The sequence below is a fragment of the Enterocloster citroniae genome (assembly GCF_040545455.1).
GTDB lineage: Bacteria > Bacillota > Clostridia > Lachnospirales > Lachnospiraceae > Enterocloster > Enterocloster citroniae.
Genome location: NZ_JBEPLZ010000008.1, coordinates 158,690 through 183,562, shown reverse-complemented (window position 1 = coordinate 183,562; position 24,873 = coordinate 158,690). Strand labels below are relative to the sequence as shown.

General features: G+C 51.0%; 21 protein-coding genes. 18 read left to right on the top strand and 3 right to left on the bottom strand.

The window, feature by feature from the left end:
* The first annotated feature begins 81 nt into the window (after positions 1-81).
* The 7 genes from ABID13_RS13265 (at position 82) to ABID13_RS13235 (ending at position 9,415) form a co-directional block, all read left to right on the top strand.
* On the top strand, positions 82-1,047 hold the full coding sequence (locus ABID13_RS13265; RefSeq protein ID WP_045093145.1) for an alpha/beta hydrolase: 966 nt from the start codon (positions 82-84) through the stop codon (positions 1,045-1,047).
* Between the two features lie 203 nt (positions 1,048-1,250).
* On the top strand, positions 1,251-2,879 hold the full coding sequence (locus tag ABID13_RS13260; protein WP_045093144.1) for a response regulator: 1,629 nt from the start codon (positions 1,251-1,253) through the stop codon (positions 2,877-2,879).
* Positions 2,876-4,417: a sensor histidine kinase gene (locus ABID13_RS13255; RefSeq protein ID WP_007867924.1), complete on the top strand. Its 1,542-nt coding sequence runs from the start codon at positions 2,876-2,878 to the stop codon at positions 4,415-4,417. The genes ABID13_RS13260 and ABID13_RS13255 overlap by 4 nt, the downstream gene beginning before the upstream one ends.
* A gap of 183 nt (positions 4,418-4,600) precedes the next feature.
* Positions 4,601-5,695 (top strand): ABC transporter substrate-binding protein, encoded by a 1,095-nt coding sequence (locus ABID13_RS13250; protein ID WP_007867919.1) that lies wholly within the window; start codon positions 4,601-4,603, stop codon positions 5,693-5,695.
* Positions 5,696-5,823: 128 nt separating this feature from the next.
* Positions 5,824-7,338 (top strand): sugar ABC transporter ATP-binding protein, encoded by a 1,515-nt coding sequence (locus ABID13_RS13245; protein ID WP_007867916.1) that lies wholly within the window; start codon positions 5,824-5,826, stop codon positions 7,336-7,338.
* Entirely contained in the window at positions 7,335-8,390 is a 1,056-nt protein-coding gene (locus tag ABID13_RS13240) for an ABC transporter permease (protein WP_195415716.1), read from the top strand. Before ABID13_RS13245 ends, ABID13_RS13240 begins: the two co-directional genes overlap by 4 nt.
* Positions 8,390-9,415 (top strand): ABC transporter permease subunit, encoded by a 1,026-nt coding sequence (locus ABID13_RS13235; protein ID WP_048930777.1) that lies wholly within the window; start codon positions 8,390-8,392, stop codon positions 9,413-9,415. Before ABID13_RS13240 ends, ABID13_RS13235 begins: the two co-directional genes overlap by 1 nt.
* A gap of 119 nt (positions 9,416-9,534) precedes the next feature.
* Here ABID13_RS13235 and ABID13_RS13230 read toward each other — a convergent pair whose 3' ends face one another.
* Positions 9,535-10,377 (bottom strand): DegV family protein, encoded by an 843-nt coding sequence (locus tag ABID13_RS13230; protein WP_007867898.1) that lies wholly within the window; start codon positions 10,375-10,377, stop codon positions 9,535-9,537.
* Positions 10,378-10,782: 405 nt separating this feature from the next.
* Between ABID13_RS13230 and ABID13_RS13225 the strand changes: the two genes are divergently transcribed.
* From ABID13_RS13225 to ABID13_RS13205, 5 genes are read left to right on the top strand one after another with little or no spacing between them, the layout of a single operon-like run.
* On the top strand, positions 10,783-11,886 hold the full coding sequence (locus ABID13_RS13225) for a GntR family transcriptional regulator (RefSeq protein WP_007867895.1): 1,104 nt from the start codon (positions 10,783-10,785) through the stop codon (positions 11,884-11,886).
* Positions 11,887-11,919: 33 nt separating this feature from the next.
* A complete protein-coding gene (gene araA, locus ABID13_RS13220) occupies positions 11,920-13,416 on the top strand; it encodes an L-arabinose isomerase (RefSeq protein WP_007867893.1) in 1,497 nt (498 codons plus the stop codon).
* Positions 13,417-13,430: 14 nt separating this feature from the next.
* Complete coding sequence (locus ABID13_RS13215; protein WP_048930776.1) at positions 13,431-15,038, top strand: xylulokinase; 1,608 nt, start codon at positions 13,431-13,433, stop codon at positions 15,036-15,038.
* 37 nt (positions 15,039-15,075) lie between these two features.
* Positions 15,076-15,771, top strand: coding sequence for an L-ribulose-5-phosphate 4-epimerase (locus ABID13_RS13210; protein WP_007867889.1), 696 nt, complete (start codon positions 15,076-15,078; stop codon positions 15,769-15,771).
* Positions 15,772-15,808: 37 nt separating this feature from the next.
* Positions 15,809-16,162, top strand: a complete 354-nt coding sequence (locus tag ABID13_RS13205; protein WP_040417236.1) for an MGMT family protein — start codon at positions 15,809-15,811, stop codon at positions 16,160-16,162.
* 89 nt (positions 16,163-16,251) lie between these two features.
* Here ABID13_RS13205 and ABID13_RS13200 read toward each other — a convergent pair whose 3' ends face one another.
* Complete coding sequence (locus tag ABID13_RS13200) at positions 16,252-17,985, bottom strand: sensor histidine kinase (RefSeq protein ID WP_007867883.1); 1,734 nt, start codon at positions 17,983-17,985, stop codon at positions 16,252-16,254.
* Positions 17,979-18,719 carry a response regulator transcription factor gene (locus ABID13_RS13195; protein ID WP_045093139.1) on the bottom strand — a complete coding sequence of 247 codons (741 nt, stop codon included), beginning with the start codon at positions 18,717-18,719 and terminating at the stop codon, positions 17,979-17,981. The genes ABID13_RS13200 and ABID13_RS13195 overlap by 7 nt, the downstream gene beginning before the upstream one ends.
* Before the next feature lie 231 nt (positions 18,720-18,950).
* Between ABID13_RS13195 and ABID13_RS13190 the strand changes: the two genes are divergently transcribed.
* The 6 genes from ABID13_RS13190 to ABID13_RS13165 all read left to right on the top strand — a co-directional run bounded on the left by ABID13_RS13190 (position 18,951) and on the right by ABID13_RS13165 (position 24,872).
* Positions 18,951-20,312, top strand: a complete 1,362-nt coding sequence (locus tag ABID13_RS13190) for an ABC transporter substrate-binding protein (RefSeq protein WP_048930775.1) — start codon at positions 18,951-18,953, stop codon at positions 20,310-20,312.
* Between the two features lie 20 nt (positions 20,313-20,332).
* Positions 20,333-21,250 carry a carbohydrate ABC transporter permease gene (locus ABID13_RS13185; protein ID WP_048930774.1) on the top strand — a complete coding sequence of 306 codons (918 nt, stop codon included), beginning with the start codon at positions 20,333-20,335 and terminating at the stop codon, positions 21,248-21,250.
* Positions 21,250-22,089 carry a carbohydrate ABC transporter permease gene (locus ABID13_RS13180; RefSeq protein WP_048930773.1) on the top strand — a complete coding sequence of 280 codons (840 nt, stop codon included), beginning with the start codon at positions 21,250-21,252 and terminating at the stop codon, positions 22,087-22,089. The genes ABID13_RS13185 and ABID13_RS13180 overlap by 1 nt, the downstream gene beginning before the upstream one ends.
* 6 nt (positions 22,090-22,095) lie before the next feature.
* On the top strand, positions 22,096-23,490 hold the full coding sequence (locus ABID13_RS13175; RefSeq protein WP_048930772.1) for a family 4 glycosyl hydrolase: 1,395 nt from the start codon (positions 22,096-22,098) through the stop codon (positions 23,488-23,490).
* Positions 23,491-23,551: 61 nt separating this feature from the next.
* Positions 23,552-24,064 carry an RpiB/LacA/LacB family sugar-phosphate isomerase gene (locus ABID13_RS13170; RefSeq protein WP_053095364.1) on the top strand — a complete coding sequence of 171 codons (513 nt, stop codon included), beginning with the start codon at positions 23,552-23,554 and terminating at the stop codon, positions 24,062-24,064.
* Positions 24,048-24,872: a transketolase gene (locus tag ABID13_RS13165; RefSeq protein WP_045093134.1), complete on the top strand. Its 825-nt coding sequence runs from the start codon at positions 24,048-24,050 to the stop codon at positions 24,870-24,872. Before ABID13_RS13170 ends, ABID13_RS13165 begins: the two co-directional genes overlap by 17 nt.
* Position 24,873: the final 1 nt, after the last annotated feature.

Genomic DNA, 24,873 nt, shown 5'->3' with positions numbered 1-24,873 from the left:
CAGATAAAGATACAAAAATGCGGGCATAACAGGAAATCCGGAATATCCTGATAATAGAAAACAGGATCAAGGAGTTACCATATGAAACGTTGTGTACCGTTAGAGCCTCAGGCCGAGGCTGTCTGTCAGGCCAGTTCCAAACCACCCCTTATTTTTGAACTGCCCGTGGCCCAGGGGAGGATGGTTCTGGAAGAGGCCCAGGACAGCCCTGTATATAAATATCCGGCCCGGGCAAAAAGGGTGGTGGTCAATACCGGAAGATGGGGTGCGATCCCAGTATATCTGGTGGAGCCGGAAACTGTCTGCACACCCGCCAATGTGATTCTTTACATTCACGGCGCGGGCTGGGTGTTCGGCAGTTATCATACCCATGAAAAGCTGGTAAGGGAGCTGGCTGCCAGAACCGGTTCGCTGCTCATATTCCCGGAGTACAGCCGCTCACCGGAGGTCCGGTATCCAACTGCCATTGAGCAGTGCTACAGTGTGATGTGTATGGTGCCCGAGCTGGTCCGGAACATGGGGTATACTGCAAACCCTGATACATTTACCGTGGCGGGAGACAGCGTGGGCGGCAACATGGCCACCGCCCTGACCCTGATGTCAAAGTTTCGCAGAGGTCCGGCGATCCAAAAGCAGCTTCTGTATTATCCGGTGACCAATGCCTGCTTTAATACGGGTTCATACTGTGAATTCGCCCAGGGCTACTACCTGTACCGGGCAGGTATGGAGTGGTTCTGGAATCAGTACACCATGTCGCAAAAAGACAGGAATCAGATCACAGCCTCACCTCTGCGGGCAAACCTGGAACAGCTGAGGGGCCTGCCGGATACAATGATCCTTAACGGGGAGGCGGATGTTCTCAGGGATGAAGGGGAGGCATATGCCATAAAGCTGAGGCAAGCGGGAGTGGATGTCACTGCCGTGCGTTTCCAGGCCATTATACACGACTTTGTGATGCTTAATTCCCTGGACCAGACCAAGGCCTGCCGGGCAGCCATGGATGTGTCTACGGAGTGGATCAACAGAAAGAATGTGGAGAAGCAGTGACACAGCCGCAATAAACAGCAGTGATAGGCGGCAGCAGACAGCACAAGACAGCAGAAGTAACAGCAGCAGAAGACGGTACTCTTTGGAAGGGAACGGCTTCTGCTTTGTTTTTGTAGGGAAATCATACGGGATGGAAACTTCTTGAATTTGCCCGGTTTATACTCTATACTATAAATCAAATCAAACGAGGGGCGGGCAGTTTTATGATTAAGATATTTCTTGTGGAAGATGAAGTTGTAATGCGCAACGGGATTAAGAATAACATACCCTGGGAAAAAGAAGGACTGTTATTTGCTGGGGAAGCCAGCGATGGGGAACTGGCCTATCCGCTGATTAAGAAGGTCCAGCCGGACATACTGATCACAGATATCCGCATGCCTTTCATGGACGGCCTGGAGCTTTCCGAGCTTGTGAAAAAGGAATTTCCCAGGATCAAGATCATCATCCTCAGCGGCTACAATGAGTTTGACTATGCAAAGCAGGCCATACATATCGGAGTCACGGATTATCTCCTAAAGCCCATCACTGCATCCAAGCTTTTGGAGGCAGTGAAAAAGGTTGCAGAGGTGATTGAACGGGAGCGGGAAGAGGAGAATATGCTGGAGCGGTACCGCCTGGAGATGGCGGAGAACACGGTGTTGGACAGGCAGCGCCTGTTTAAGGATCTGGTGACCAGCCGCATCGGCTTTAAGGAGGCCCTGGAGCGGGGGGAGCAGCTGGGAATGGAACTGTCCGCCTCATTTTACCAGCTCATGCTTTTTAAGCTGATCCCCTCAGGCCCTTCCAGCGTCTGGTCGGACCGGGTGCTGTCCTGCCAGGAGGCCATTGAGGAGCGCATGGAGGGGAGGCAGCATATCCTGGTGTTCGACCGGGGGGAGGAGGGCTGGGCCTTTATCCTCACCGGGGAATCGGAACAGGAGGTGGAGCGCAGGACCCGGGACTGCGCCGCCGGTCTGGGGGATCTGGTGCGCACCTATAAGGACATACAGTTTTTTGGAAGCATCGGGGGCTGCGTGAACCGGCTGGGAGATCTGCAGCAGTCCTACGGACAGGCGGGCCGTGCCTTTGCCAGCCGCTTTTTTTCGGAAATGAACCAGGTGGTGAGTTACAGCGAGATGGAGCAGGTATATTCAGCGGCAGGGGAAGCCATTGACATTCACTCCGTGGACGGGTCCAAGGTGAACCGGAGGACGCTGGAACATTTCCTGAAGCAGGGAACCGTGGAGGAGGCCGTCAGCTTTGTGGAGGAGTATTTCCAGAACATAGGGGAGAAGAACTACCATTCCTTTATGTTCCGCCAGTATATCATTATGGACTGCTACCTCTGTGCCCGGACCTTCCTGGAGGAACTGGGAATGGATATGAAGAACCTGCCCCGTGAGGTTACGGACATGGAGGGAACCCTGAAGGAGAGCCATTCCATGGAAACCTTAAAGGAACGCCTGGTAAGCCTTTTTAAGGAGACAATGTCACTGAGGGACGGACAGACAGCCAGCAAATACAGTCAGGTCCTGGAGGAGGCCATGGCTTTTATCCGTGAGAATTATGCAAAGGAGGAGATCTCTCTGAACACTGTGGCGTCCAGGGTGAATATCAGCCCCAGTTATTTCAGCTCCATATTCAGCCAGGAGATGGGCGTGACCTTTGTGGAGTATCTCACCAGCGTGCGTATGGAGCGCGCTAAGGAGCTGCTTATGTGCTCAAACATGAAGACATCGGAGATCGGCTATGAGGTGGGGTACAAGGATTCCCATTACTTCGGATATCTGTTTAAAAAGACGGTGGGATGCACGCCCAAGGAGTACAGGGCCGGAAGCAGGGAGCGCTCATGAGGGCGCCAGGATGGCTCCGGGAGAAAGAAAAGCGGTTCTTAGACCGCCTTCCCCTGGAAAAAAGACTGAACACCATGACCTTTATCATCATCATCCCCCTGACGGTCCTGGTCATCTATCTCATGGCCACGGTGGTCAAGTTCTGTAATGCCTATAACCAGAGCATTGTGAATATAACGGATGTGAACAATACCATGGCGTATTTCAGGGAGGACATGGATTATACCATGTACCGGATCGCCATCGGCACCATGACCTATCAGGATATCCATGATATGCCCGAGGAGGACAGGCCGTACGGGTGGGAGCAGATCAAGAATCCCCACGAGATGATCAACTCCACCAGAAAAGTGTACAGGCAGCTGCTAAAGCGCACCTCAGATGACGGGAACCGGCGCAGGATCAGCTGGATTATCCACTGCCTGGACCAGCTGGAGGATCGGGTGGATGAGATAGAGGACAACCTTCCCTATGGGGGCTATGACAAGAATATGCAGCTTCTGGAAATGGGCGTGTACATGCTGACCGAGGACATTGCGGAACAGAGCCAGGAGTTTATATACTATGAGACCCTCCATGTGCAGGAGATCCAGCGCCAGCTGGAAAGCCAGGAGCGCACGGCCATGGTGGTGAGCTTAAGCCTTCTGGGGATCATCCTGATCCTGGGCCTGACCCTCAGCCGCAGGATCACAAAGAGCGTCACCGAACCCATCCAAAAATTGTGCAATGAAACGGAGCGTGTGGCCAGGGGAGACTTTACCTCAGGACCCAAGATCGAGTCAGGGGATGAGCTGGCGATCCTCACCGGCAGTTTTGACCATATGAAGGGGGAAATCGGCCGTTTGATCGAGGATATACGGCAGGAGCAGAACCAGCGCAGGGTGATGGAACTGCAGCTGCTCCAGGAGCAGATCAACCCCCATTTCCTGTATAATACTCTGGACACCATTGTGTGGCTGGCCGAGGGCGGGCAGAACCGGGAGGTGGTGGACATGGTAACCTCCCTGTCCGAGTTTTTCAGGACTACCCTAAGCGGGGGGAGGGATTTTATCACCATAAAGGAGGAGATGGGGCATATAGAGAGCTATCTTCAGATCCAGAAGGTACGTTACCAGGATATCATGGATTATGAAGTCTCCCTGGATGAATCCCTCAACGGGTACAGGATGCTCAAACTCACCCTTCAGCCCCTTGTGGAGAACGCCCTCTACCACGGCATCAAGAATAAACGGGGAAGGGGACGGATCTGTGTCCGCGGATATGCCAGGGATGACATGGCGGTTTTTGAGATCCGGGATGACGGGGCAGGGATGTCAAAGGAGGAGATGGAAGCAGTGGAACGCAAGCTCAGGGGTGAGGACAGGTCCCATGCCAAAAGCGGTTCTGCCTCCAAAGGCGGTTTTGGGCTTTTTAATGTGGCGGAACGGCTGAGGCTGAATTATGGCAGCCGGTGCAGCCTGGAGTTTCACAGCGTCCAGGGGGAGGGCACCACGGCAGTGGTCACCATCCCGTTGGATATGGAAAATGAGGCAGTTTGAAAAATTCCACCTTTTTTCGTAAAAAAACACCCGAAAGTGTGAATAAACTGTGAAAATTCAAAAAATCGTGTACAAAACAACGGAGAAATTCCGTTGTTTTTGTTATTCACAGCTGGTATCATATAACCATCAACACGGGGTATCAAAAATCATAAAATACATATTCAAGGAGGTTTACGTATTATGAGAAAGAAAACTTTGAGTGTTATGTTAGGTGCAGCAATGGCAGCGTCCCTGCTTTCAGGGTGCGGAGGTTCCAGCAAACCAGCTGATGTTACCACAGCAGCTCCCGCAGCAACCACGGCAGCCCCTGCAGCCGACACCACGGCAGCTCCTGAAGCTGACACAGAAGCACCTGCAGCTGATGCGGCGTCATCTGATGACCTGATCGTGGTTGGTTACGCACAGGTTGGCGCTGAGTCTGACTGGAGAACTGCCAACACAGAGTCCTTTAAGTCCACATTTACGGAAGAAAACGGATATAAACTGATCTTTGATGATGCACAGCAGAAACAGGAGAATCAGATCAAGGCCATCAGAAGCTTCATTCAGCAGGATGTAGACTATATTGTAGTTGCACCCGTGGTTGAGACCGGATGGGAGGCAGTGCTCCAGGAAGCACAGGAAGCAGGAATCCCGGTTATCCTGTCCGACCGTATGATGGATGTGGATGAGAGCTTATATGAGTGCTGGGTAGGAGGCAACTTCATCAAGGAAGGCGAGGACGCAGGCACATGGCTGGCCAAGTACCTGGAGGATCAGGGCAGAGGTGATGAGGAGATCAACATTGTAACCCTTCAGGGAACCATCGGTGCATCTGCACAGGTTGGCCGTACAGAAGGTTTTGCCAATATCCTTGCCGAGCACAGCAACTGGAAGATGTTAGATAAGCAGACCGGTGAATTTACACAGGCTAAGGGTCAGGAAGTGATGGAGTCCTTCTTAAAGTCCTATGACGATATTGATGTAGTAGTGGCTGAGAACGACAACATGGCATTTGGCGCCATCGATGCGATCAAAGCAGCAGGCAAGACCTGCGGACCTGATGGTGACATCATCATCTTCTCCTTTGACGCAGTTAAGGCAGCATTTGACGCAATGATCGCAGGCGACTTAAACGCAGCATTTGAGTGTAACCCACTTCACGGACCACGTGTGGATGAGATCATCAAGAAGCTGGAAAAAGGCGAGACTGTAGAGAAAATCCAGTATGTAGATGAGGCTTACTTCGATACATCCATGGATCTGGAAGCCATCAAGGCTGAGCGCGCTTATTAATAGTCATCAGAGGAAAGGCGGTGGGGAGAGTCGTTGCACGGCTCTCTCCCTTTTTAAGCCCGGAGTGCGGATGACAGGAAGGGAGCCCTGTAAACCTGGGCAAAAAACGGTAGAAAGGCGGAAATCCCATGGAGCAGAACATTGTTTTGGAAATGCGGGGAATCAATAAGAATTTCCCCGGAGTAAAGGCCCTGGAGAACGTGGACTTTACCTTGAGGAAAGGCGAGATCCACGCCCTTATGGGGGAAAATGGCGCCGGAAAGTCAACGCTTATCAAGGTTCTTACCGGCGTGGAGGAGTTTGAGACCGGCACGATCCAAATGGATGGTTCGTCCGGTATGATCATTAACCGGTCTCCCCAGGAAGCACAGGAAAATGGTATCAGTACGGTTTACCAGGAAGTGAACCTGTGCCCCAACCTGTCAGTTGCAGAAAACCTGTACATTGGGCGTGAACCAAAGGTCGGGCCTCTCATTAACTGGAAGACCATGAGAAAGAATGCCCAGACACTTTTGGAAAGTCTGGATATCCATATTGATGTGTCGGCAGCAGTGGAAAACTATTCCATTGCCATCCAGCAGATGATAGCCATTGCACGTGCAGTGGATATGTCCGCCAAGGTGCTGATCCTGGATGAGCCCACATCATCCCTGGATGACGGCGAGGTGGAAAAGCTGTTTGTGCTGATGCGACAGCTGCGGGATAAGGGGATCGGTATCATCTTTGTAACCCATTTCCTGGAGCAGGTATATGCGGTATGCAACAGGATTACGGTCCTGAGAAACGGGACCCTGGTGGGGGAATATAAGATTGAGGACCTGCCAAGGGTACAGCTTGTGGCAAAGATGATGGGCAAGGACTTTGACGACCTGGCAGCCATTAAGAAGGAAGGCATTTCCACGGTTAAGGAGGAAGTGGTCATCAGCGCAAAGGGATTGGGCCACAAGGGAACCATCAAGCCCTTTAACCTGGACATCCACAAGGGCGAGGTGATCGGGCTTACAGGACTTCTGGGTTCAGGACGTTCCGAGCTGGTGAGGGCGATTTACGGGGCGGATAAGCCGGACAGCGGTGAGCTCTCGGTCAAGGGACGGAAGTTAAAGGCAGGAACCCCCATTGACGCTATGATGCACGGAATGGCCTATCTTCCGGAAAACCGCAAGGAAGAGGGAATCATAGCGGACCTGTCCGTGCGTGAGAACATCATCATTGCCCTCCAGGCAAAAAAAGGCATGTTTAAGCTGATGTCAAGAAAAGAACAGGAAGAATTCACGGACCAGTATATCGATATCCTCCAGATCAAGACAGCTGACAGGGAAACCCCCATTAAACAGCTGTCAGGAGGCAACCAGCAGAAGGTGATCCTGGGCAGATGGCTTCTCACCCAGCCGGATTTCCTGATCCTGGATGAGCCTACCAGAGGTATTGATATCGGTACAAAGACAGAGATACAAAAGCTGGTGCTGAAGCTGGCTGAGGATGGAATGAGCGTGGTGTTCATCTCATCGGAGATAGAGGAAATGCTGCGCACCTGCAGCCGCATGGCGGTCATGCGGGACGGCGAAAAGGTAGGGGAACTGGCGGAGGGCGAGCTGAGCCAGGATTCCATAATGAAAGCAATTGCAGGAGGAGGGGAAGAATGATGGAGAAAGTGAAGAAGGTAACAGGATACAGGCTTTTTCTTCCCCTGTCCTGTCTGCTGATTGTGCTGCTTATTAATCTTGTAACCACCCCCACATTTTTTAAGATATCCATTACCAACGGAGTCCTTTACGGGTACATCATTGACGTGATCAACCGTGCCAGCGAGCTGGTGGTGCTGGCCGTGGGCATGACTCTGGTGGTGTCTGCCTCGGCGGGAACGGATATTTCCGTGGGCGCTGTCATGGCGGTGGCGGCTTCCGTATGTACCCATGTGCTGGCCGGAGGAGAGGTCTCGGTCAATGAATACGCCAATCCATACATACTGGCCGTGCTGGCCGGTCTGGCCGTGGCTGTCCTGTGCGGCTGCTTTAACGGCTTTCTGGTAGCGAAGCTGAAGATACAGCCCATGGTAGCCACCCTGATCCTGTTCACGGCAGGAAGGGGAATCTCACAGCTGGTCACCAACGGACAGATCACCTATATCCGTGTGGACGGATATAAGCTGCTGGGCTCCAATATCCCGGGAATCCCCATTCCCACCCCCATTTTTGTGGCGGTCCTGGTGGTGGTCCTCACCTATGTACTCCTTAAAAAGACGGCCATGGGAATGTACGTGCAGGCCGTGGGCATTAATGAACGGGCTTCCCGCCTGGTGGGTCTTAAGTCCACAAAGATCATCTGGATGGCTTATGCGTTCTGCGGCCTTTGCGCAGGCATAGCCGGACTGGTGGCATCATCACGTATCTACTCCGCGGATGCCAACAACATCGGACTTAACATGGAGCTGGACGCCATCGCCGCCGTGGCCTTGGGAGGAAACTCCCTGGGAGGCGGAAAATTCTCACTGCTGGGCTCTGTTATCGGTGCCTACACCATCCAGGCCCTGACCACCACCCTCTATGCCATGAGCGTGCCTTCGGACCAGATTCCGGTGTACAAGGCGATCGTGGTCATCATCATTGTGGCAGTGCAGTCCGAGGAGCTTAAGAAGTTTAAGAAGCGTTTGACGGCAAAGCATGCGTCTAAGACAGTGGAAGGAGGAGCGGCATAATGAAGAACGGCAACACAAAGAAAAAACTGGACGGCAACTCCTTTTTGCTGGTAGTGACCATTGTATTGTTTTTTGTCATGTATATTGTGGGTATCCTCATGTTTGGCGGCCGCGGGTTTGCCAAGGTGCAGAATTTCCTGAACCTGTTTATCTCCAATGCAGGATTGATCGTGGTGGCAACGGGCATGACCATTGTCATGATCACGGGCGGCATTGACATTTCCGTTGGCTCTGTTGTGGCCATGGTGTGTATGATGCTGGCGTGGATGATGGAAAAGGGGGGGATCGGCGCTGTCCCCGCCATCATCATTGTCCTGCTTACCGGCTGCGTCTTTGGCCTGGTGCAGGGCTTCCTGGTGGCGTATCTGAAGATACAGCCCTTTATCGTCACACTGGCAGGCATGTTCTTTGCAAGGGGCATGACCTCCATCATCAGCCAGGAAATGATCAGCATTAATAATGAGACCTTTAAGTCCATGGCAACCTTTAAGATGTATCTTCCCTTTGGCGGTTATCTGAACAAGAAGGGGATCATGATCTATCCCTATATCTACCCAAGTGTGATCATTGCCCTGGTGATGCTGGTGCTTATCTTTATCCTTTTAAAGTATACCAAATTCGGACGTTCCATCTACGCCATCGGCGGAAATGAGCAGTCTGCCCTGCTTTTAGGTTTGAATGTAAGGAAGATAAAACTCCAGGCCTATGTGCTGGATGGTTTTTTGGCAGGACTTGGAGGACTTCTGTTCTGTATGAATACCTGTTCCGGCTTTGTGGAGCAGGCCAAGGGCTTTGAGATGGACGCCATTGCCTCATCCGTCATCGGCGGCACCCTGCTCACCGGCGGTGTGGGAAATGTGATCGGCAGCCTGTTCGGCGTGCTGATCAAAGGAACCATTGAATCATTTATCACCTTCCAGGGAACCTTGTCCTCCTGGTGGACCAGGATCACCATTGCGGCGCTGCTCTGTTTCTTTATTGTACTGCAGAGCCTGATCGCGGCATTTAAGAGAAGGAATAAGTAGAATTACGCGGCAGCGGATCATGTACAGAGAGTTATGGACACAAGCAAGAATCCCGGTACTGCATCGAAAGGGATGTGATGCAGTACCGGGATTTTGAATACGGAAATAAAGACTGGAATTTACAGGCGGAGAACTCCGATCCCCACAAGCCCGGGGCCGGTATGTACGGCCAGGGATGCGGTGATGGCCTTTTCCATGATCAGTGTCCCATTGGGGATGCCGGTGGTCAGTCTGGGGCGGAGCGCATCAGCGGCGTCCTGTCCCTGGCCGTTAAGCAAAGCGGTGAGACATGGGCCGTTGCCCGCGAATTTCCCTGCTTCTTCCAGAAGCCTGGTAAGGCCCTGCTTTGCGCCCCGTATCTTGGCTGCTGTGTAGTAGACGCCGTCACCGTTGCAGGAGATAATGGGTTTAATGTTCAGCATGCTGCCCACCACGGAGGTGACCAGGCCGATGCGGCCGCCCTTGCGCAGGTAGGTCAGGGTGTCCATGTAATAGAAGACCTTGGAATCCTTTACCTTTCCGGGAAGGATCTCTTTCAGCTCATCAAAGGTCCTTCCCTCCTCCAGCTGCATGGCGGCCCACACAGCCAGTATGCCGGCTCCAAAGGAGATGCTTCTGGTGTCCAGCACAAAAGAGGTCAGGTCCGTGTCCTCCTCCAGGGCACATCCCACCGTATTAAAGGTGCCGCTTAAACCGCTGGAAATGCAGAAGGCCAGCACATGGGTGTAACCTTCTGATTTGATCTCGTCCAGCATCTCCCTCACATCCTGGGGACTGGGGGTGGAGGTGATGGGGATCTCCCTGGGGAAACGCTGGTAAACGGTCTCAGCTGTTATGTCCGTTCCGTCAATATAATCTTTTTCAGGATAAATGATATGAAGGCGCATTACCTTCATGTGATATGTTCGGGCCAGTTCATCGGATACATCGCAGCCTGAGTCAATTAAAATAGCAGTCTTCATCTCATACCTCCATATGTAGTAATCAAAACTATATATTAAAGTATCTCATAATATAACATCTGTGTCAATATAAAATCAAAAAAGGTTTGAGAAATGATTTCAAAGCCATATCTGTCTCTGTTTATCTCCGCACTAAAGTTGTACGTACATATTTTTAGAATTCAAAAAAGTTATCAATACTTGTTGACATCCATATCGGAAAAATGTATAGTAGGAATAAAGAGGATTGATTGGTTAAATAAACGAAATATCCAGGGATATGGGCAGATATTATGATCAAAACCGCAGATGGATGCATGCGTTTTGCGAAAAAGACCTGTGATAGGCTGCCCCGTGCACCAAAACTTGGCTGCATGATTACCGGGTAAGTTGTACGTACATAAAAATGAGGAACAGGGGCTGCTTATGGGATTACAGGAACCAAAATATCGGGTGGTCTATAACTGGATTGTGGACAGTATGAGCAATGGGAGTCTGAAGCTGGGGGCCAGGCTTCCCTCGGAGAATGAACTCAGCCAGCGGTTTCAGCTGAGCCGCCAGACGATCCGCCATGCCATCGACCTGCTGGAACAGCAGAAACTGGTGACCAGGGTCAGGGGAAGCGGGACCTATGTGGGCGGAGAGGGCAGGCTGGGGCGCCAGGAGCGGTATATGAACATTGCCGTGATTAGCACCTATGTGGACAGCTATGTATTTCCCACCGTACTCAGGGAGATAGAAAGCGTGCTGTCACAGAAGGGATATACGACCCAGATCGCCTTTACAGGCAACCGGACCGGCAGGGAGCAGGAGATACTGAGCAACCTGATCGACAAGGATATGATAGACGGCCTGATCGTGGAGCCGGCCAAAAGCGCTCTGCCTAATCCCAACCTGCGCTGCTACAGGGAACTGATGAATAGGCATATACCGGTTTTGTTCTTTAACTGCACGTATCCGGAGCTGGGCCTGCCCTTTGTGGCAATGGATGATGTGAGTGTGGGCAGAAAGGCTGTGGAGTACCTGGTAAAGGCCGGACATAGGAAGATCGGCGGTATCTTTAAATGCGATGACGGACAGGGGCCTCTGCGCTACAAGGGGTTTATGCAGGGAATGGAGGAGGCTGGTTTAAGGGCCAAGGACAGGAATGTGGTGTGGATCGATTCCGAGGATATGGTGGAGATGGAGTATTGGTCAGACTATCTCTTCCGCCGCATCGGGGACTGTACGGCTGTTGTGTGTTATAATGATGAGGTGGCCTATATTCTGTCCGGCATCTGTGAAAAACGGGGAATCTCCATTCCGGACCAGCTTTCCCTGGTGGGTATTGACAATTCGGAGCTTTCCACCCTGGCGGAGGTGCCAATCACATCCCTGCCCTATCCCATGGAGGAACTGGGGCGGAAAGCGGCTGAGAATATTGTGAAGATGATCGAGAATCCATGTTTTGACGGGAACTATCGCTTTGACCCGGATGTGATTGGGCGGGATTCCGTGAAGCTTATAAAAGATGATGATGCAAAGCAGTAAAAAAATATTATAATATCCAGGAGGACGATAAAAATGACAGGAGTTAAAAATTATAAGTTTTGGTTCTGCACCGGTTCACAGGATCTGTATGGGGAGGAGTGCCTGGCACATGTGGCGGAGCACTCCAGGATCATTGTGGAAAGCCTGAACCGGTCAGGGATCCTTCCATACGAAGTGGTATGGAAACCAACCCTGATCACCAATGAACTGATCCGCAGGACGTTTAACGAGGCAAATGCTGATGAGGAGTGCGCAGGCGTCATCACATGGATGCACACATTTTCACCGGCCAAGTCCTGGATTCTGGGACTCCAGGAGTTTAGAAAGCCTCTGATGCATTTCCATACCCAGTTTAACCGGGAGATCCCTTATGACACCATTGACATGGATTTTATGAATGAGAACCAGTCCGCACACGGCGACAGGGAATACGGCCATATGGTCACACGCATGGGCATTGAGCGGAAGGTGATCGTGGGACACTGGAGCGATGAGAAGGTGGTCGGCCGAATTGCGGGCTGGATGCGCACTGCGGTGGGGATCATGGAAAGCAGCCATGTGAGGGTGGTGAGATTTGCCGACAACATGAGAAACGTGGCTGTCACAGAGGGAGATAAGGTAGAGGCCCAGGTGAAATTCGGCTGGGAGGTGGATGCCTACCCGGTAAATGAACTGTGCCAGTATGTGAAGGCGGTTCCCAAAGGGGATATCACAGCCCTGGTTGACGAGTATTACAGCAAATATACCATCCTGCTGGAGGGAAGGGATCCTGAGGAATTTAAACGCCATGTGGCGGTGCAGGCGCAGATCGAGGCAGGACTTGAGAGATTCCTTGTTGAAAAGGATTATCATGCCATTGTGACCCATTTCGGTGATCTGGGCGAGCTGCAGCAGCTTCCGGGCCTGGCGATCCAGAGGCTGATGGAAAAGGGCTATGGATTTGGCGGCGAGGGAGACTGGAAGACAGCTGCCATGGTAAGGCTCATGAAGATCATGGCCCAGGGCGTTAAGAACGCAAAGGGCACATCCTTTATGGAGGACTATACATACAATCTGGTGCCGGGCAAGGAGGGGATCCTGGAGGCCCATATGCTGGAGGTCTGCCCGTCCATCGCCGATGGGGAGATCAGCATCAAGGTAAATCCGCTGTCCATGGGCGACAGGGAGGACCCTGCAAGGCTTGTGTTCACGTCCAAGACAGGACATGGCATTGCAACCTCACTTGTGGACCTGGGAACCAGGTTCCGCCTGATCATCAATGATGTGGAATGCAGGAAGACGGAGAAGGCAATGCCTAAGCTTCCCGTGGCAACCGCGTTCTGGACCCCTGAGCCCAGCCTGGCAACAGGTGCGGAGGCATGGATCCTGGCCGGTGGCGCCCATCATACCGCATTCTCATATGACCTGACGGCAGAGCAGATGGGAGACTGGGCAGAGTCCATGGGCATTGAAGTGGTTTATATTGACAAGGATACTACCATCAGAGGACTGAAGAACGAGATGCGCTGGAATGGGGCGGTCTACAGATAAGGGAGGGGGATTTTATGAGTTTAGATCATAATACAGTCAGGGAATGGATTGAAAAAGGAAACACATCGCTGGGAATCGAACTGGGCTCCACCAGAATCAAGGCAGTGCTCATCGGGGAGGACCACACTCCGATTGCTTCCGGAAGCCATGACTGGGAGAACCGGTATGTGGATCATATCTGGACCTATACCCTGGAGGATATCTGGACCGGCATACAGGACTGCTACGCAGCCATGGCGGCGGATGTGAAGGATAAGTACGGCGTCACTCTTACCACGGTTGGCTCCATTGGATTTTCAGCCATGATGCACGGCTACATGGCATTTAATAAGGAGGGCGATCTGCTGGTTCCCTTCCGTACCTGGAGGAACACCATCACAGGTCCGGCCTCTGAGAAGCTGACCCAGGTCTTCCGTTACAACGTGCCTCAGAGATGGAGCATTGCCCATCTGTACCAGGCCATCCTTAACAAGGAGGAGCATGTAAAGGAGATCGACTACCTCATTACCCTGGAGGGATATGTGCACTGGAAGCTGACAGGGAGGAAGGTCCTGGGAATCGGTGATGTGGCTGGTATGTTCCCGGTGGATATCCATACAAAGGATTTTGACCAGAAGAGGATCGACCAGTTTGACGAACTGGTGGCCGGGGAGCATTTCCCATGGAAATTGCGGGATATACTTCCCAAAGCCCTGGTGGCTGGAGAGGATGCGGGCACACTTACAGAGGAAGGCGCAAAGCTTTTGGATATATCCGGCAGTCTGAAGGCAGGGATTCCTATGTGTCCCCCGGAAGGGGATGCGGGAACCGGCATGGCGGCCACCAACAGTGTTGCGGTGCGCACCGGCAATGTGTCTGCTGGTACAAGTGTGTTTGCCATGGTGGTTCTGGAAAAGGAATTGGAGCATGTGTACCCGGAGATCGATCTGGTAACCACGCCGGCCGGTGACATGGTGGCAATGGTGCACTGTAATAACTGCACCTCCGACCTCAATGCATGGGTGAACCTGTTTAAGGAATTTTTAGAGACAATGGGCATGAAGGCGGATATGAACGACCTGTTTGGAACGCTTTATAATAAGGCGCTGGAGGGAGATCCGGACTGCGGCGGCCTGTTGGCCTATAACTATTTCTCCGGAGAGCACATCACCCACTTTGAGGAGGGACGCCCCCTGTTTGTGCGCATGCCGGACAGCAAGTTCAGCCTTGCCAACTTTATGAGGGTACACCTTTATACTTCTCTGGGAGCGCTTAAGACAGGTATGGATATCCTGTTAAAGGAGGAACATGTGAAGGTGGATACCCTGCTGGGCCATGGAGGCCTGTTTAAGACAAAGGGTGTGGGTCAGAGGATCCTGGCAGGGGCCATGAACGCGCCTGTATCCGTGATGGAAACGGCCGGTGAAGGCGGAGCATGGGGAATTGCCCTGCTGGCAGCCTTTATGAGGAACAAGAAAGAGGGCCAGAGCCTGGACCGGTATCTGGCGGATCAGGTATTCGGAGGAGATCAGGGCATTTGTGTGGAGCCGGTGAAGGAAGACGTGGAAGGCTTTGAGGCATTTATGGAGCGGTACGCACAGGGGCTTGCCATTGAACGGGCGGCTGTGGATCATATGAGATAGACGGAATAACAGGCAAAAGGCCGATGGAGGAACAGAGATGTTAGAGGAACTGAAACAGATCGTATATGAAGCAAACATGGAACTGCCCAGAAGAGGGCTGATCACTTATACTTGGGGAAATGTCAGCGGCATTGACAGGGAAAAGGGACTTTTTGTGATCAAGCCCAGCGGCGTGGACTATGACAAGCTGAAACCATCCCAGATGGTAGTGGTAGATCTGGAGGGCAACAAGGTGGAGGGCGATATGAACCCATCCTCAGATACTGCAACCCATGTGGAATTGTACAAGGCATTTAAGGACATTGGCGGCATTGTGCACACCCACTCTCCCCACGCCGCGGCCTGGGCCCAGGCCGGAAGGGCGCTTCCATGCTATGGGACCACCCATGCGGATTATTTTTACGGAGAGATCCCATGCGCAAGGAACCTGACCGAGGAGGAGATCGAGGAAGGGTATGAGATGAACACTGGCAAGGTGATCGTGGAGACCTTTGCAGGCAAGAACCCTGTCTATGTCCCGGCAGTGCTGTGCAAGAACCACGGGCCCTTTACCTGGGGAAAGGACGCGGCTGAGGCAGTGCACAATGCCGTGGTGCTGGAGGAAGTGGCCAAGATGAATTACATGACCGAGATGCTTAACCCACAGGTGGAGCCCGCCCCACAGTGTATGCTGGATAAGCATTTCATGCGCAAGCATGGTCCAAACGCATATTATGGACAGAGGAACCGGTAAGGCGGATCCTAAGCAGAAGACAGGGTCCGGGGCGGCCGTGGATTTTTACCGCCGCGTAGGAGTGGTTCTGAGGGCTGTGCCGGAAGGGCGTGTGGTGACCTATGGACAGATCGCCCTGCTCTGCGGCCGCCCAAAGAACGCCAGGCAGGTGGGCTACGCCCTTAGGAATGATCTGTCCGGCCAGGTCCCGGCCCACCGCGTGGTCAATGGCCAGGGATTCCTAAGCGGGGCGGCCAGCTTTGATTATCCGGGATTGCAAAAGCAGCTCCTGATGGATGAGGGAGTGGCCGTATCTCCGGATAACCGGGTGGATCTGAAGAAATTTGGCTGGAGGAATACCCTGAAGGATGCCATGGGATTTCTGGATGAGTTTGAAAGGGAGAAGATCTGAGATACAGGTCTTCTCCTTTTTGTTTACACCCGTGGCGCGCTTTAACGGGCTGCTCAAGCGGGCGCTGGGAGACGTGTGAAAGGCATTTGTCATGGTTCTGCCAGAGGGCAGGACCAGGATACAATAGTGCCCATATTCTCTTTGGAATAGAGATGGATGCCCGGTGATCCGGGATACTGCAGTTTGATCCTCTGATTGGTGTTGGCCAGGCCGATATGGTTATGAGGCACGTAATTCTCCTGCTTCAGGCACTCTGCGATTTCCCGGAGACGGGCGGGAGCCATGCCGGTTCCGTTGTCTATAATGGTATAGTTCAGTGCATGGTTTTGTTTCAGGATCTTGATCTTGATGATCATTTTTCCCTGTTTTCCCTTCATGCCATAGAGAAGGGAATTCTCGATGATAGGCTGGATCAGAAGCCGCTTCACCAGTTCCTGCAATGCATCCTCCTCATAATCCCACAGCACGTCAAAGGTGTCCCCGTACCGGACCTTCTGAAGGGCGATATATTCCTTGGTCGCCAATATCTCATCCTGGAGGGAAGGCAGCTTTTCAGGGGAATCCAAAGTATAGCGCAGCAGGTGGGAAAGGTTGGCCAGCATCCGGACAGCACCGGCAGAGCCGGGAAGCTGCATCAGTTCAAAATTAATGGTCTGCAGGGTATTGAACAGGAAGTGGGGATTGAGCTGGCATTGCAGGGCAACCAGCTCAGCGGATGCCTTCTGGTATTGAAGGTTGGTCAGCTTCATATTCAGCTCATTGTTCCTCAAAAACGTCTTTATGATATTGTTCAGGATCAGGCTGTATTCATCTGTGATAACAGGCACCATTTCAGGAAGCTGCTGCTGTTTTTCCGCGGCTTCAAAAACCGACAAAATGCTGAAGATCTGGTTTCTTCTCTGGTCATTTGTGTACCAGGCGATACTGATGCTTATGAGAAGCCCCAGCCCGCCTGTGAGAAACGTGGTTGCCAGGATCTTATTGGACAGGGCGTACAGGGATCGGCGGGGGATCAGAAACACATAGTTCATATAAGGGTTGTCATTGACCGCTTCCACGAAATAATCCTGATGGCGGATGGTGATGGTATCTGAATCCTGCTCCATGATGGATGTAAAATCTATGCCATGGCTGTCCTCTGTGTTAAGGCTGGATACCAGGGGCTGGTTCTTAAGATCCAGCAGGAAAAACTGCATGTTCTCCAGCTCAGCCACATCGGTGAGGATATTCTCAAAATAGGAGCTGCGGATATTGATCACGATCACATTGTTTTTGTGAAAGCGCTGGTAAATAGATATCACATCATAGGTGAGGAGGGAGGATTCCCGGATGGTCCTGCGCTGGATCAGTATATTTTCATCTTCCGGCATATTGAGGAACGTCTGGTACCACTCCGGGTCCCTGGTTGTCTTAAGGTTCTCCCTGCGGTTATTGGACGAAAAGAAATTGTCAAACCGGTTGGGCATGTAAACATACAGGGAGTGATAAATATTGTCGTATCCCAAAGTGCTGTTAAAGATCGGAGTGATGGTGCGCAGGGTCTGTACCTGTTCGTAGGTCAGCGTTTCATTGTTGAGAAGCTGCAGGATGGTGAGATACAGAATGGAATTGCCCTCAAACAGCGATTTCTGCTTGTTGACTTCACGGAAAACATTGGTCAGGGACTGCTCCATCAGATGGCAGGAGGCATTAATACGGTTCTGAGTCTCCTTTACAAGGGTGGTGAATGAAAAATAAAAGACCAGGGTGCCGACACAGAGGATGGGCAGGCAGATCAGACTGGCAATGCGCAGAAAACTGTTGCGCAGGGAACGTTTCAGCATTTTGTACGCCCCTTTCTGTATTCCTGGGGAGTACATCCAATGGACTGGCGGAAGGTTTTTACAAAGTTTTTCGGATTGTCATAACCGCACATTAAGGACACCTCATACACCTTGAAATTTACGTTCTGGAGAAGCTGGCACGCATAATTCATTTTTTCCTGTATCAGGTATTCTGTAAATGTGATATCCATCTGCTCCCTGAATAGTTTGGAAAGGTAGTTGGGAGTCAGATTGAGCTCCAGTGAGATCTTATTCAGGGAAGCAGAGGCAAGGTTTTCCGACACATAGCGTTTTATGTAGGGGATGATCGGGGAATCTCCCTGGTCTGTACCGGGAATCAGGGATGTCTGTAAATGCTCACTGTCCAGTACTTCTTTGATCTTATTAAAAACAGTAAATATTTCCATATATGTGGTGGGTTTCAGGATATAATCCGTAACCTGGTACCGGATGGCTTTCTGGGCCAGCTCAAAATCAGAATAACCGCTGAGGAAAACAACCTTTGTGTGTATCTTTTGGTCGTGGATATACTTGGCAAAGGCGATTCCGTCCAGGACCGGCATGCGGATATCGCAGAGGACCGCGTCAACCGGATGGTGGAGAATGTAATCAATGGCCAGTTTTCCGTTTTCCAGGCATGCTTCTACCTCAAATCCAAGACTGTTCCAGTCATATAAGGATGCAATCCCTTCCCGCAGTTTCTTTTCATCATCTACAATTAGCAGACTGTACATAAAATCCCCCTCAGAGTTGTGCGATTATTTTTACCATAAATAGTAAATATATGAATGCTTTTTCATTATACGGTGAAATGTATGGAATTTCAACAAAAATGCCTCAAATTGTAGATTGCCATCCCGATTTTGTAGAATGGCAACCTTTGAAAAGAGGATCATATTGGATATAATTTTAACATCAGTTGGATCGGTCATCATCAATACCGCAACAGACAGGAGGAAGGTTAAATGAATTTAAAAAACATGGGGGCACTTTTTTTGGCAGGAGCTTTGGCAGCCGGAAGTCTGACAGGATGTTCCGGGGGGAACCAGACAGCCGCGCCCAAGGAAAGCGGCAATGAGACCACGGCCCAGGCAGGAAAAACTGCGGGGAAGCAGGAAAAGGTAACACTGAGATTTGCATGGTGGGGAGATGAAGGAAGGCACCAGGCCACATTAAAAGCCATTGAGCTGTATATGGACAGGAATCCCAATGTGACCATTGAAGCGGAGTACGGGGGGTTTGACGGCTATCAGCAGAAGATCTCCACACAGCTTGCAGGACAGACAGCGCCGGATATCATACAGCTTAACGCAAACTGGATGCCGGATTATGCCAACAAGGGAGATTTTTTTATTCATTTACAGGACTATCCGGATTTGATGGATGTTTCCGGATTTGACGAGGAATTCCTGAACAGCTTCTGCGTATTTAATGACCAGCTCATTGCCCTGCCAACAGGAATGAATGCGCGAACCGCTTATATGAACAAGGCATCGGCGGAGAAGTTCGGATTGGATATCAGCCTGGATGACAAGCTGACCTGGGAAGACTATATTGAGATGGGGAAAAAGGTCCAGGAACAGGATCCCAACTCCTATCTTCTTGTAACCGATCCCCGTCTGACCGCCATCTATGTGGTTAAGGGTTATATCCAGCAGACCACGGGGGAACAGGTAATCAATGATGATTATACGATCGGTTTCGACAAGGAGGTTCTCACGGATGCATTTGACCTGGTGCAGCGGATGTATGATGAAAAGGTATTTGAGCCCATTCAGGACTCAGCTGCCTTTAATGATGTGTTCTATACCAATCCCAAAGTGGCTTCAGGGGAATTGCTGGCCAGCTTTGGATGGACCTCCAACATTTCTGAACTCAATGGCCTGATCGGAGCAGACAATATACAGGTTATCCCCATTCCTGTTCTGGACAATGCCAAGGATACGGCACTTTTGATCCGGCCCGCACAGGTCATGTCCATACCGGCTTCCTGTGAGAACAAGGAAGAGGCCCTAAAGTTCCTGAATTTCTTCTTTAATGACGAGGAGGCGGGAAAGATCTTGGGGGATGTGCGCTCCATTCCGTCTGTGGATAAGATTCGTACCATGTGTGAGGAGGAAGGGATCTTGGACAGTAATTCGGTTATCACAATTGATTATGGCATCAGCCACAGCGGAAAAGCTGAGAACGGTCCTTCCTCCAACACGGAAGTGGAGGCGGTATTTACCAATGCGGTGGAGAAGATCGCTTACCACAAAGGGACTCCCGGGGAAGTTGCTGATGAGACCATGAAGCTTTTGGAGGATGTCTTAAATACATTGAAATAAAGAAAAGGGATGTGGGATAAATGGAAAATAAGAAAAAAAGGAGGCGGCAAGGGTTCTTCAAAAGGAATATGGGGCTTATCTATATAAGCCCCTGGATATTAGGATTTCTGCTTCTGCAGCTTTATCCCTTTGTGGCCTCTTTCTGTTATTCGTTTACAAACTATAATATGTTCTCCAAACCTCAATTTGTGGGGCTGGCCAATTATATCAGGCTGTTTACTGTGGATTCTGACTTTTGGAATTCCCTGACAGCCACGTTAAAATACGCAGCCATGACAGTTCCGGCCAAACTGGTCTTTGCACTGATCGTGGCCATGATCTTAAATGTAAATCTGAAAGGGGTCAATTTTTTTCGGACGGTCTATTATCTTCCCTCCATTCTGGGGGGCAGCGTTGCCATATCCGCTCTGTGGAAACTGATGTTCATGAAGGAGGGCATGATCAACACTGTCCTCAGCATGATCCATGTAGGACCCATTGACTGGCTGGGAAGTACGGCCTGGGCCATGCCCACCATCAGCCTTCTCCAGGTATGGCAGTTCGGTTCATCCATGGTATTGTTCCTGGCCGCATTAAAACAGGTTCCCCAGGAATTGTACGAGGCCGCCAGCGTGGACGGTTCCACTCCGGTCAAAAACTTTTTCACCATCACCCTGCCCATGATCACACCCATTGTGTTTTTTAATATGATCATGCAGACCATCAATGCGCTGCAGAACTTCACTTCCGGATTTGTTGTAACCGGGGGCGGGCCCCTCAAGTCCACATATCTGCTGGGCATGAAACTCTATGATGACGCGTTTGGAAACGGAAGCTTTAAGATGGGATATGCCAGCGCCACGTCCTGGATCATGTTTTTGCTCATATTTATTTTCACATTGCTGATCTTTAAGAGTTCAGACGCATGGGTATATTACGAAGATGAAGGAGAATTCTGATGAAAAAGAAGACAAAGAAGACGATTTGGGCTTATGTGATCTTGGTTGTATTTGGATTCATCATGGTCTATCCGCTGATTTGGATGTTTTTTGCCACATTTAAGGATAATAAGGAATTGTTTGGCACAACAGCCCTTCTCCCATCCTCCTACAGCCTTGACGCGTACCTGAAGGGATGGAAGGGCAGCGGCCAGTATACCTTTACCACATTTTTTATCAATTCCTTTAAAATGGTCATCCCTGCCGTGTTTTTTACCATTGTTTCCTGCAGCATTGTGGCATACGGGTTTGCTAGATTCAAATTTGTGGGAAAAAAGCTGCTGTTCGGCCTGATGATCTCCACCCTTATGCTTCCCAATGCAGCCATCATCATTCCGCGGTACCTGCTGTTTCGCAACCTTGGATGGCTCAACACCTTTAAGCCCTTTTGGATGCCGGCCTTACTGGCAGCATATCCCTTTTTTATTTTCATGCTCATACAGTTTTTAAGGGGAATCCCAAAAGACCTGGATGAATCAGCAAAGATAGACGGGGCTAATTCATTTGTGATTTTTAAAAGCATTCTCCTTCCCCTCATGAAACCTGCTCTTTTTTCCGTGGGACTTATGCAGTTTATGTGGGTGTGGAATGATTTTTATAATCCCCTGATCTATATCAACAGTGTTAAAAATTATCCCCTTGCATTAGGAGTAAGAATGGTGCTGGATACAAGCGGCACCGTATACTGGAATCAGGTTCTGGCCATGGCCCTGGTATCCATACTGCCCCTGATCATACTGTTCTTCTTTGCACAGAGATATTTTATTGAGGGGATCGCCACTACGGGTATGAAAGGATAAGACATGATGAAATATGAAAAAAACTGCGTAAAGGATATTAAGATTGCCTACATAGGGGGAGGTTCCAGGGGATGGGCGTGGGGATTTATGAGCGACCTGTCCCTGGAAGAATCCATTTCAGGCACTGTGTTCCTGTATGATATCGATCTGCCCTCCGCCAAGGCCAATGAGATAATAGGAAATAAAGCGGCCCGGATGGAGGAGGCCAGATCACAGTGGAACTATGTTGTCAGCGAGGATATCGACAGTGCCCTGGAGGGAGCTGACTTTGTGATCATTTCCATTACACCCGGCACTATTCTTTCCTTTAAGGAAATGCGTTCAGACGTACATACACCGGAAAAGTATGGGATCTATCAGTCGGTGGGGGATACCGTGGGACCGGGCGGCCTGTTCCGGGCCATGCGCGTGCTGCCCATGTATGAGGGATTTGCAGATAAGATCCGGGAACACTGCCCCGATGCCTGGGTGATCAACTACACCAATCCCATGACATTGTGCACCAGGATCCTTTATGAGAGATTTCCCCTGATAAAGGCGTTTGGCTGCTGCCATGAGGTGTTCGGAACACAGAAAATACTGGCATATGCCCTTAAGGAATTCTGCGGTATCACGGTGGACCGCAGGATGATCAAGACCAATGTGCTGGGGATCAACCATTTTACCTGGATCGACCGCGCGGAATATCAGGGAAGGGATCTGTTTCCGCTCTATGAAAAGCTGGTGGAAAAATATGGGGAAACCGGCCTGGAGGGAGTGGAGAAAAATCACTGGGCCAATAAAGAATTTACATCAGGAAACAAGGTTAAATTTGACCTGTTTAAGAGGTACGGTCTGATCGCTGCCGCCGGTGACCGTCATCTGGCGGAATTTTGTCCGCCGTGGTATCTGAAAAATCCGGAGGTTGTGGCAAGCTGGGGCTTTATGCTGACAACCGTGGATAAGCGGGAGCAGATGCTTGAAGAACGTCTTAAGCGCAGCCGTGCCCTTGTGTCAGGGGAGGAAGCATTCAAGTTCCAGGTTACAGGGGAGGATGGTGTTTACCAGATCAAAGCGCTCCTTGGGCTGGAGGACTTTATGTGCAATGTGAACCTGCCCAACACAGGCCAGATCCAGGGATTGCCAAAGGGGGCTGTGGTGGAAAGCAATGCGTTTTTTACAAGGAACCGTATCATTCCCGTTCAGGCAGGAAGGCTTCCTGACCCGGTCAATATCCTGGTCCTGAGACATGTAATCAATCAGGAAATGATTCTGAAGGCATGTGTGGACAGGGATTACCATCAGGCATTCCAGGCATTTTGCAATGACCCGCTGATGACGCTGGACGTAAGGACTGCCAAAACACTCTTCTGTGAAATGATAGACCATACCAAAGAATTTTTGCCTGATTACAGATGGTGATCCGGGGGAGTGCTGTTTGAGAGCACTCCCTTTGTATGAATGGAAAGAAATGGAGGATAAAATGAAACTTGCGGTTGGATCAGATCAAGCCGGATATGAGTTAAAGGAAAAGGTAAAGGCATATCTGCTGGAAAAAGGACATGAGGTGGAGGATTTGGGCACCACGGACGTGCAGGCGCCTCTTCCATACTTTGAGGCGGCCCACAATGTGTGCTGCCGGATAAGGGAAGGCGGGGCCGAACGGGGATTCCTGATCTGCGGAACAGGCGCGGGCATGTGCATACATGCCAACAAACACCAGGGGATCTTTGCCGTGGTCAGTGAAAGCGTTTATTCCGCCAGGCTGTGCAGGATCATCAATGACGCCAATGTGCTTACTTTTGGAAGCCGGATCGTGCCCGCGGATATGGCATATGAGATGGCGGATGTGTTTATAAAGACAGAGTTTATTGAGGGCATGGGGCTGGAGCGTGCCGAACATTTGATGGGCCAGCAGCAGCGGTATCTGGAACTGGAGCGGTCTTTTGGCAAGGGGGCGGCAGATAAGGAGGTCGGACATGAGATACAGCGCTGAGTTGATTGAAAAACTGGATCAGACCGCTAAAAGGATCAGGAGAAATATGGTGGTCAGCGTTGGAGTGGGAGTGGCAGGGCATATAGGCGGTTCCTGTTCCGCCGCCGACCTGGTGACGGCAATCTATTTTTATAAAATGCGCCACGATCCATTCAATCCCGCAAAAAAGGACAGGGACCGTTTTCTGCTGAGCAAAGGGCATGTGGCGATCCTCCAGTATGCGGCATTGGCTGAGGCCGGGTATTTTCCGATCGAGGATCTAAAGACCACCAAGGAAATAGGATCCTATCTCCAGGGACATCCCGATGTGCAGAAGACCCCGGGAATTGAAGCCGGAACAGGCTCTCTGGGCCAGGGGGTGTCCATCGGGCTGGGAATGGCTCTGGGCCTTAAGGCGGACAAACTGGACAGCCGGGTGTATGTCCTGTGCGGAGACGGAGAAATGGCGGAAGGACAGATCTGGGAGGCCGCCATGGCAGCCAGCGTTTACCGGGCGGATAACCTGGTGGTTTTAGTGGATAAAAATGGACTTCAGGCAACAGGGGGTACAAAAGACCGGTTTGACACGGATCCCCTTCCGGACAAATGGCGCAGCTTTGGCTGGAATGTGCTGGAGATTGACGGCCACCATATGGAAGAGATCCTTGCCGCCCTGGATATGGCTGATTTTATGAAAGGAAAGCCAACAGTCATCATTGCCCGCACGGTAAAGGGAAAGGGGATCAGCTTTGCGGAGCATGTGGCGGGCTTTCACAATGGAATCCTCACAGAGGAAAACTATGAAAAGGCATTGAACGAGCTATCCTAGG

Excerpts from the sequence above, each read along its gene's own strand:
- ABID13_RS13265 (WP_045093145.1), top strand. The coding sequence starts at position 82 with ATGAAACGTTGTGTACCGTTAGAGCCTCAGGCCGAGGCTGTCTGTCAG.
- ABID13_RS13260 (WP_045093144.1), top strand. The coding sequence starts at position 1,251 with ATGATTAAGATATTTCTTGTGGAAGATGAAGTTGTAATGCGCAACGGG.
- ABID13_RS13255 (WP_007867924.1), top strand. The coding sequence starts at position 2,876 with ATGAGGGCGCCAGGATGGCTCCGGGAGAAAGAAAAGCGGTTCTTAGAC.
- ABID13_RS13250 (WP_007867919.1), top strand. The coding sequence starts at position 4,601 with ATGAGAAAGAAAACTTTGAGTGTTATGTTAGGTGCAGCAATGGCAGCG.
- ABID13_RS13245 (WP_007867916.1), top strand. The coding sequence starts at position 5,824 with ATGGAGCAGAACATTGTTTTGGAAATGCGGGGAATCAATAAGAATTTC.
- ABID13_RS13240 (WP_195415716.1), top strand. The coding sequence starts at position 7,335 with ATGATGGAGAAAGTGAAGAAGGTAACAGGATACAGGCTTTTTCTTCCC.
- ABID13_RS13235 (WP_048930777.1), top strand. The coding sequence starts at position 8,390 with ATGAAGAACGGCAACACAAAGAAAAAACTGGACGGCAACTCCTTTTTG.
- ABID13_RS13230 (WP_007867898.1), bottom strand. The coding sequence starts at position 10,377 with ATGAAGACTGCTATTTTAATTGACTCAGGCTGCGATGTATCCGATGAA.
- ABID13_RS13225 (WP_007867895.1), top strand. The coding sequence starts at position 10,783 with ATGGGATTACAGGAACCAAAATATCGGGTGGTCTATAACTGGATTGTG.
- araA (WP_007867893.1), top strand. The coding sequence starts at position 11,920 with ATGACAGGAGTTAAAAATTATAAGTTTTGGTTCTGCACCGGTTCACAG.
- ABID13_RS13215 (WP_048930776.1), top strand. The coding sequence starts at position 13,431 with ATGAGTTTAGATCATAATACAGTCAGGGAATGGATTGAAAAAGGAAAC.
- ABID13_RS13210 (WP_007867889.1), top strand. The coding sequence starts at position 15,076 with ATGTTAGAGGAACTGAAACAGATCGTATATGAAGCAAACATGGAACTG.
- ABID13_RS13200 (WP_007867883.1), bottom strand. The coding sequence starts at position 17,985 with ATGCTGAAACGTTCCCTGCGCAACAGTTTTCTGCGCATTGCCAGTCTG.
- ABID13_RS13195 (WP_045093139.1), bottom strand. The coding sequence starts at position 18,719 with ATGTACAGTCTGCTAATTGTAGATGATGAAAAGAAACTGCGGGAAGGG.
- ABID13_RS13190 (WP_048930775.1), top strand. The coding sequence starts at position 18,951 with ATGAATTTAAAAAACATGGGGGCACTTTTTTTGGCAGGAGCTTTGGCA.
- ABID13_RS13185 (WP_048930774.1), top strand. The coding sequence starts at position 20,333 with ATGGAAAATAAGAAAAAAAGGAGGCGGCAAGGGTTCTTCAAAAGGAAT.
- ABID13_RS13180 (WP_048930773.1), top strand. The coding sequence starts at position 21,250 with ATGAAAAAGAAGACAAAGAAGACGATTTGGGCTTATGTGATCTTGGTT.
- ABID13_RS13175 (WP_048930772.1), top strand. The coding sequence starts at position 22,096 with ATGAAATATGAAAAAAACTGCGTAAAGGATATTAAGATTGCCTACATA.
- ABID13_RS13170 (WP_053095364.1), top strand. The coding sequence starts at position 23,552 with ATGAAACTTGCGGTTGGATCAGATCAAGCCGGATATGAGTTAAAGGAA.
- ABID13_RS13165 (WP_045093134.1), top strand. The coding sequence starts at position 24,048 with ATGAGATACAGCGCTGAGTTGATTGAAAAACTGGATCAGACCGCTAAA.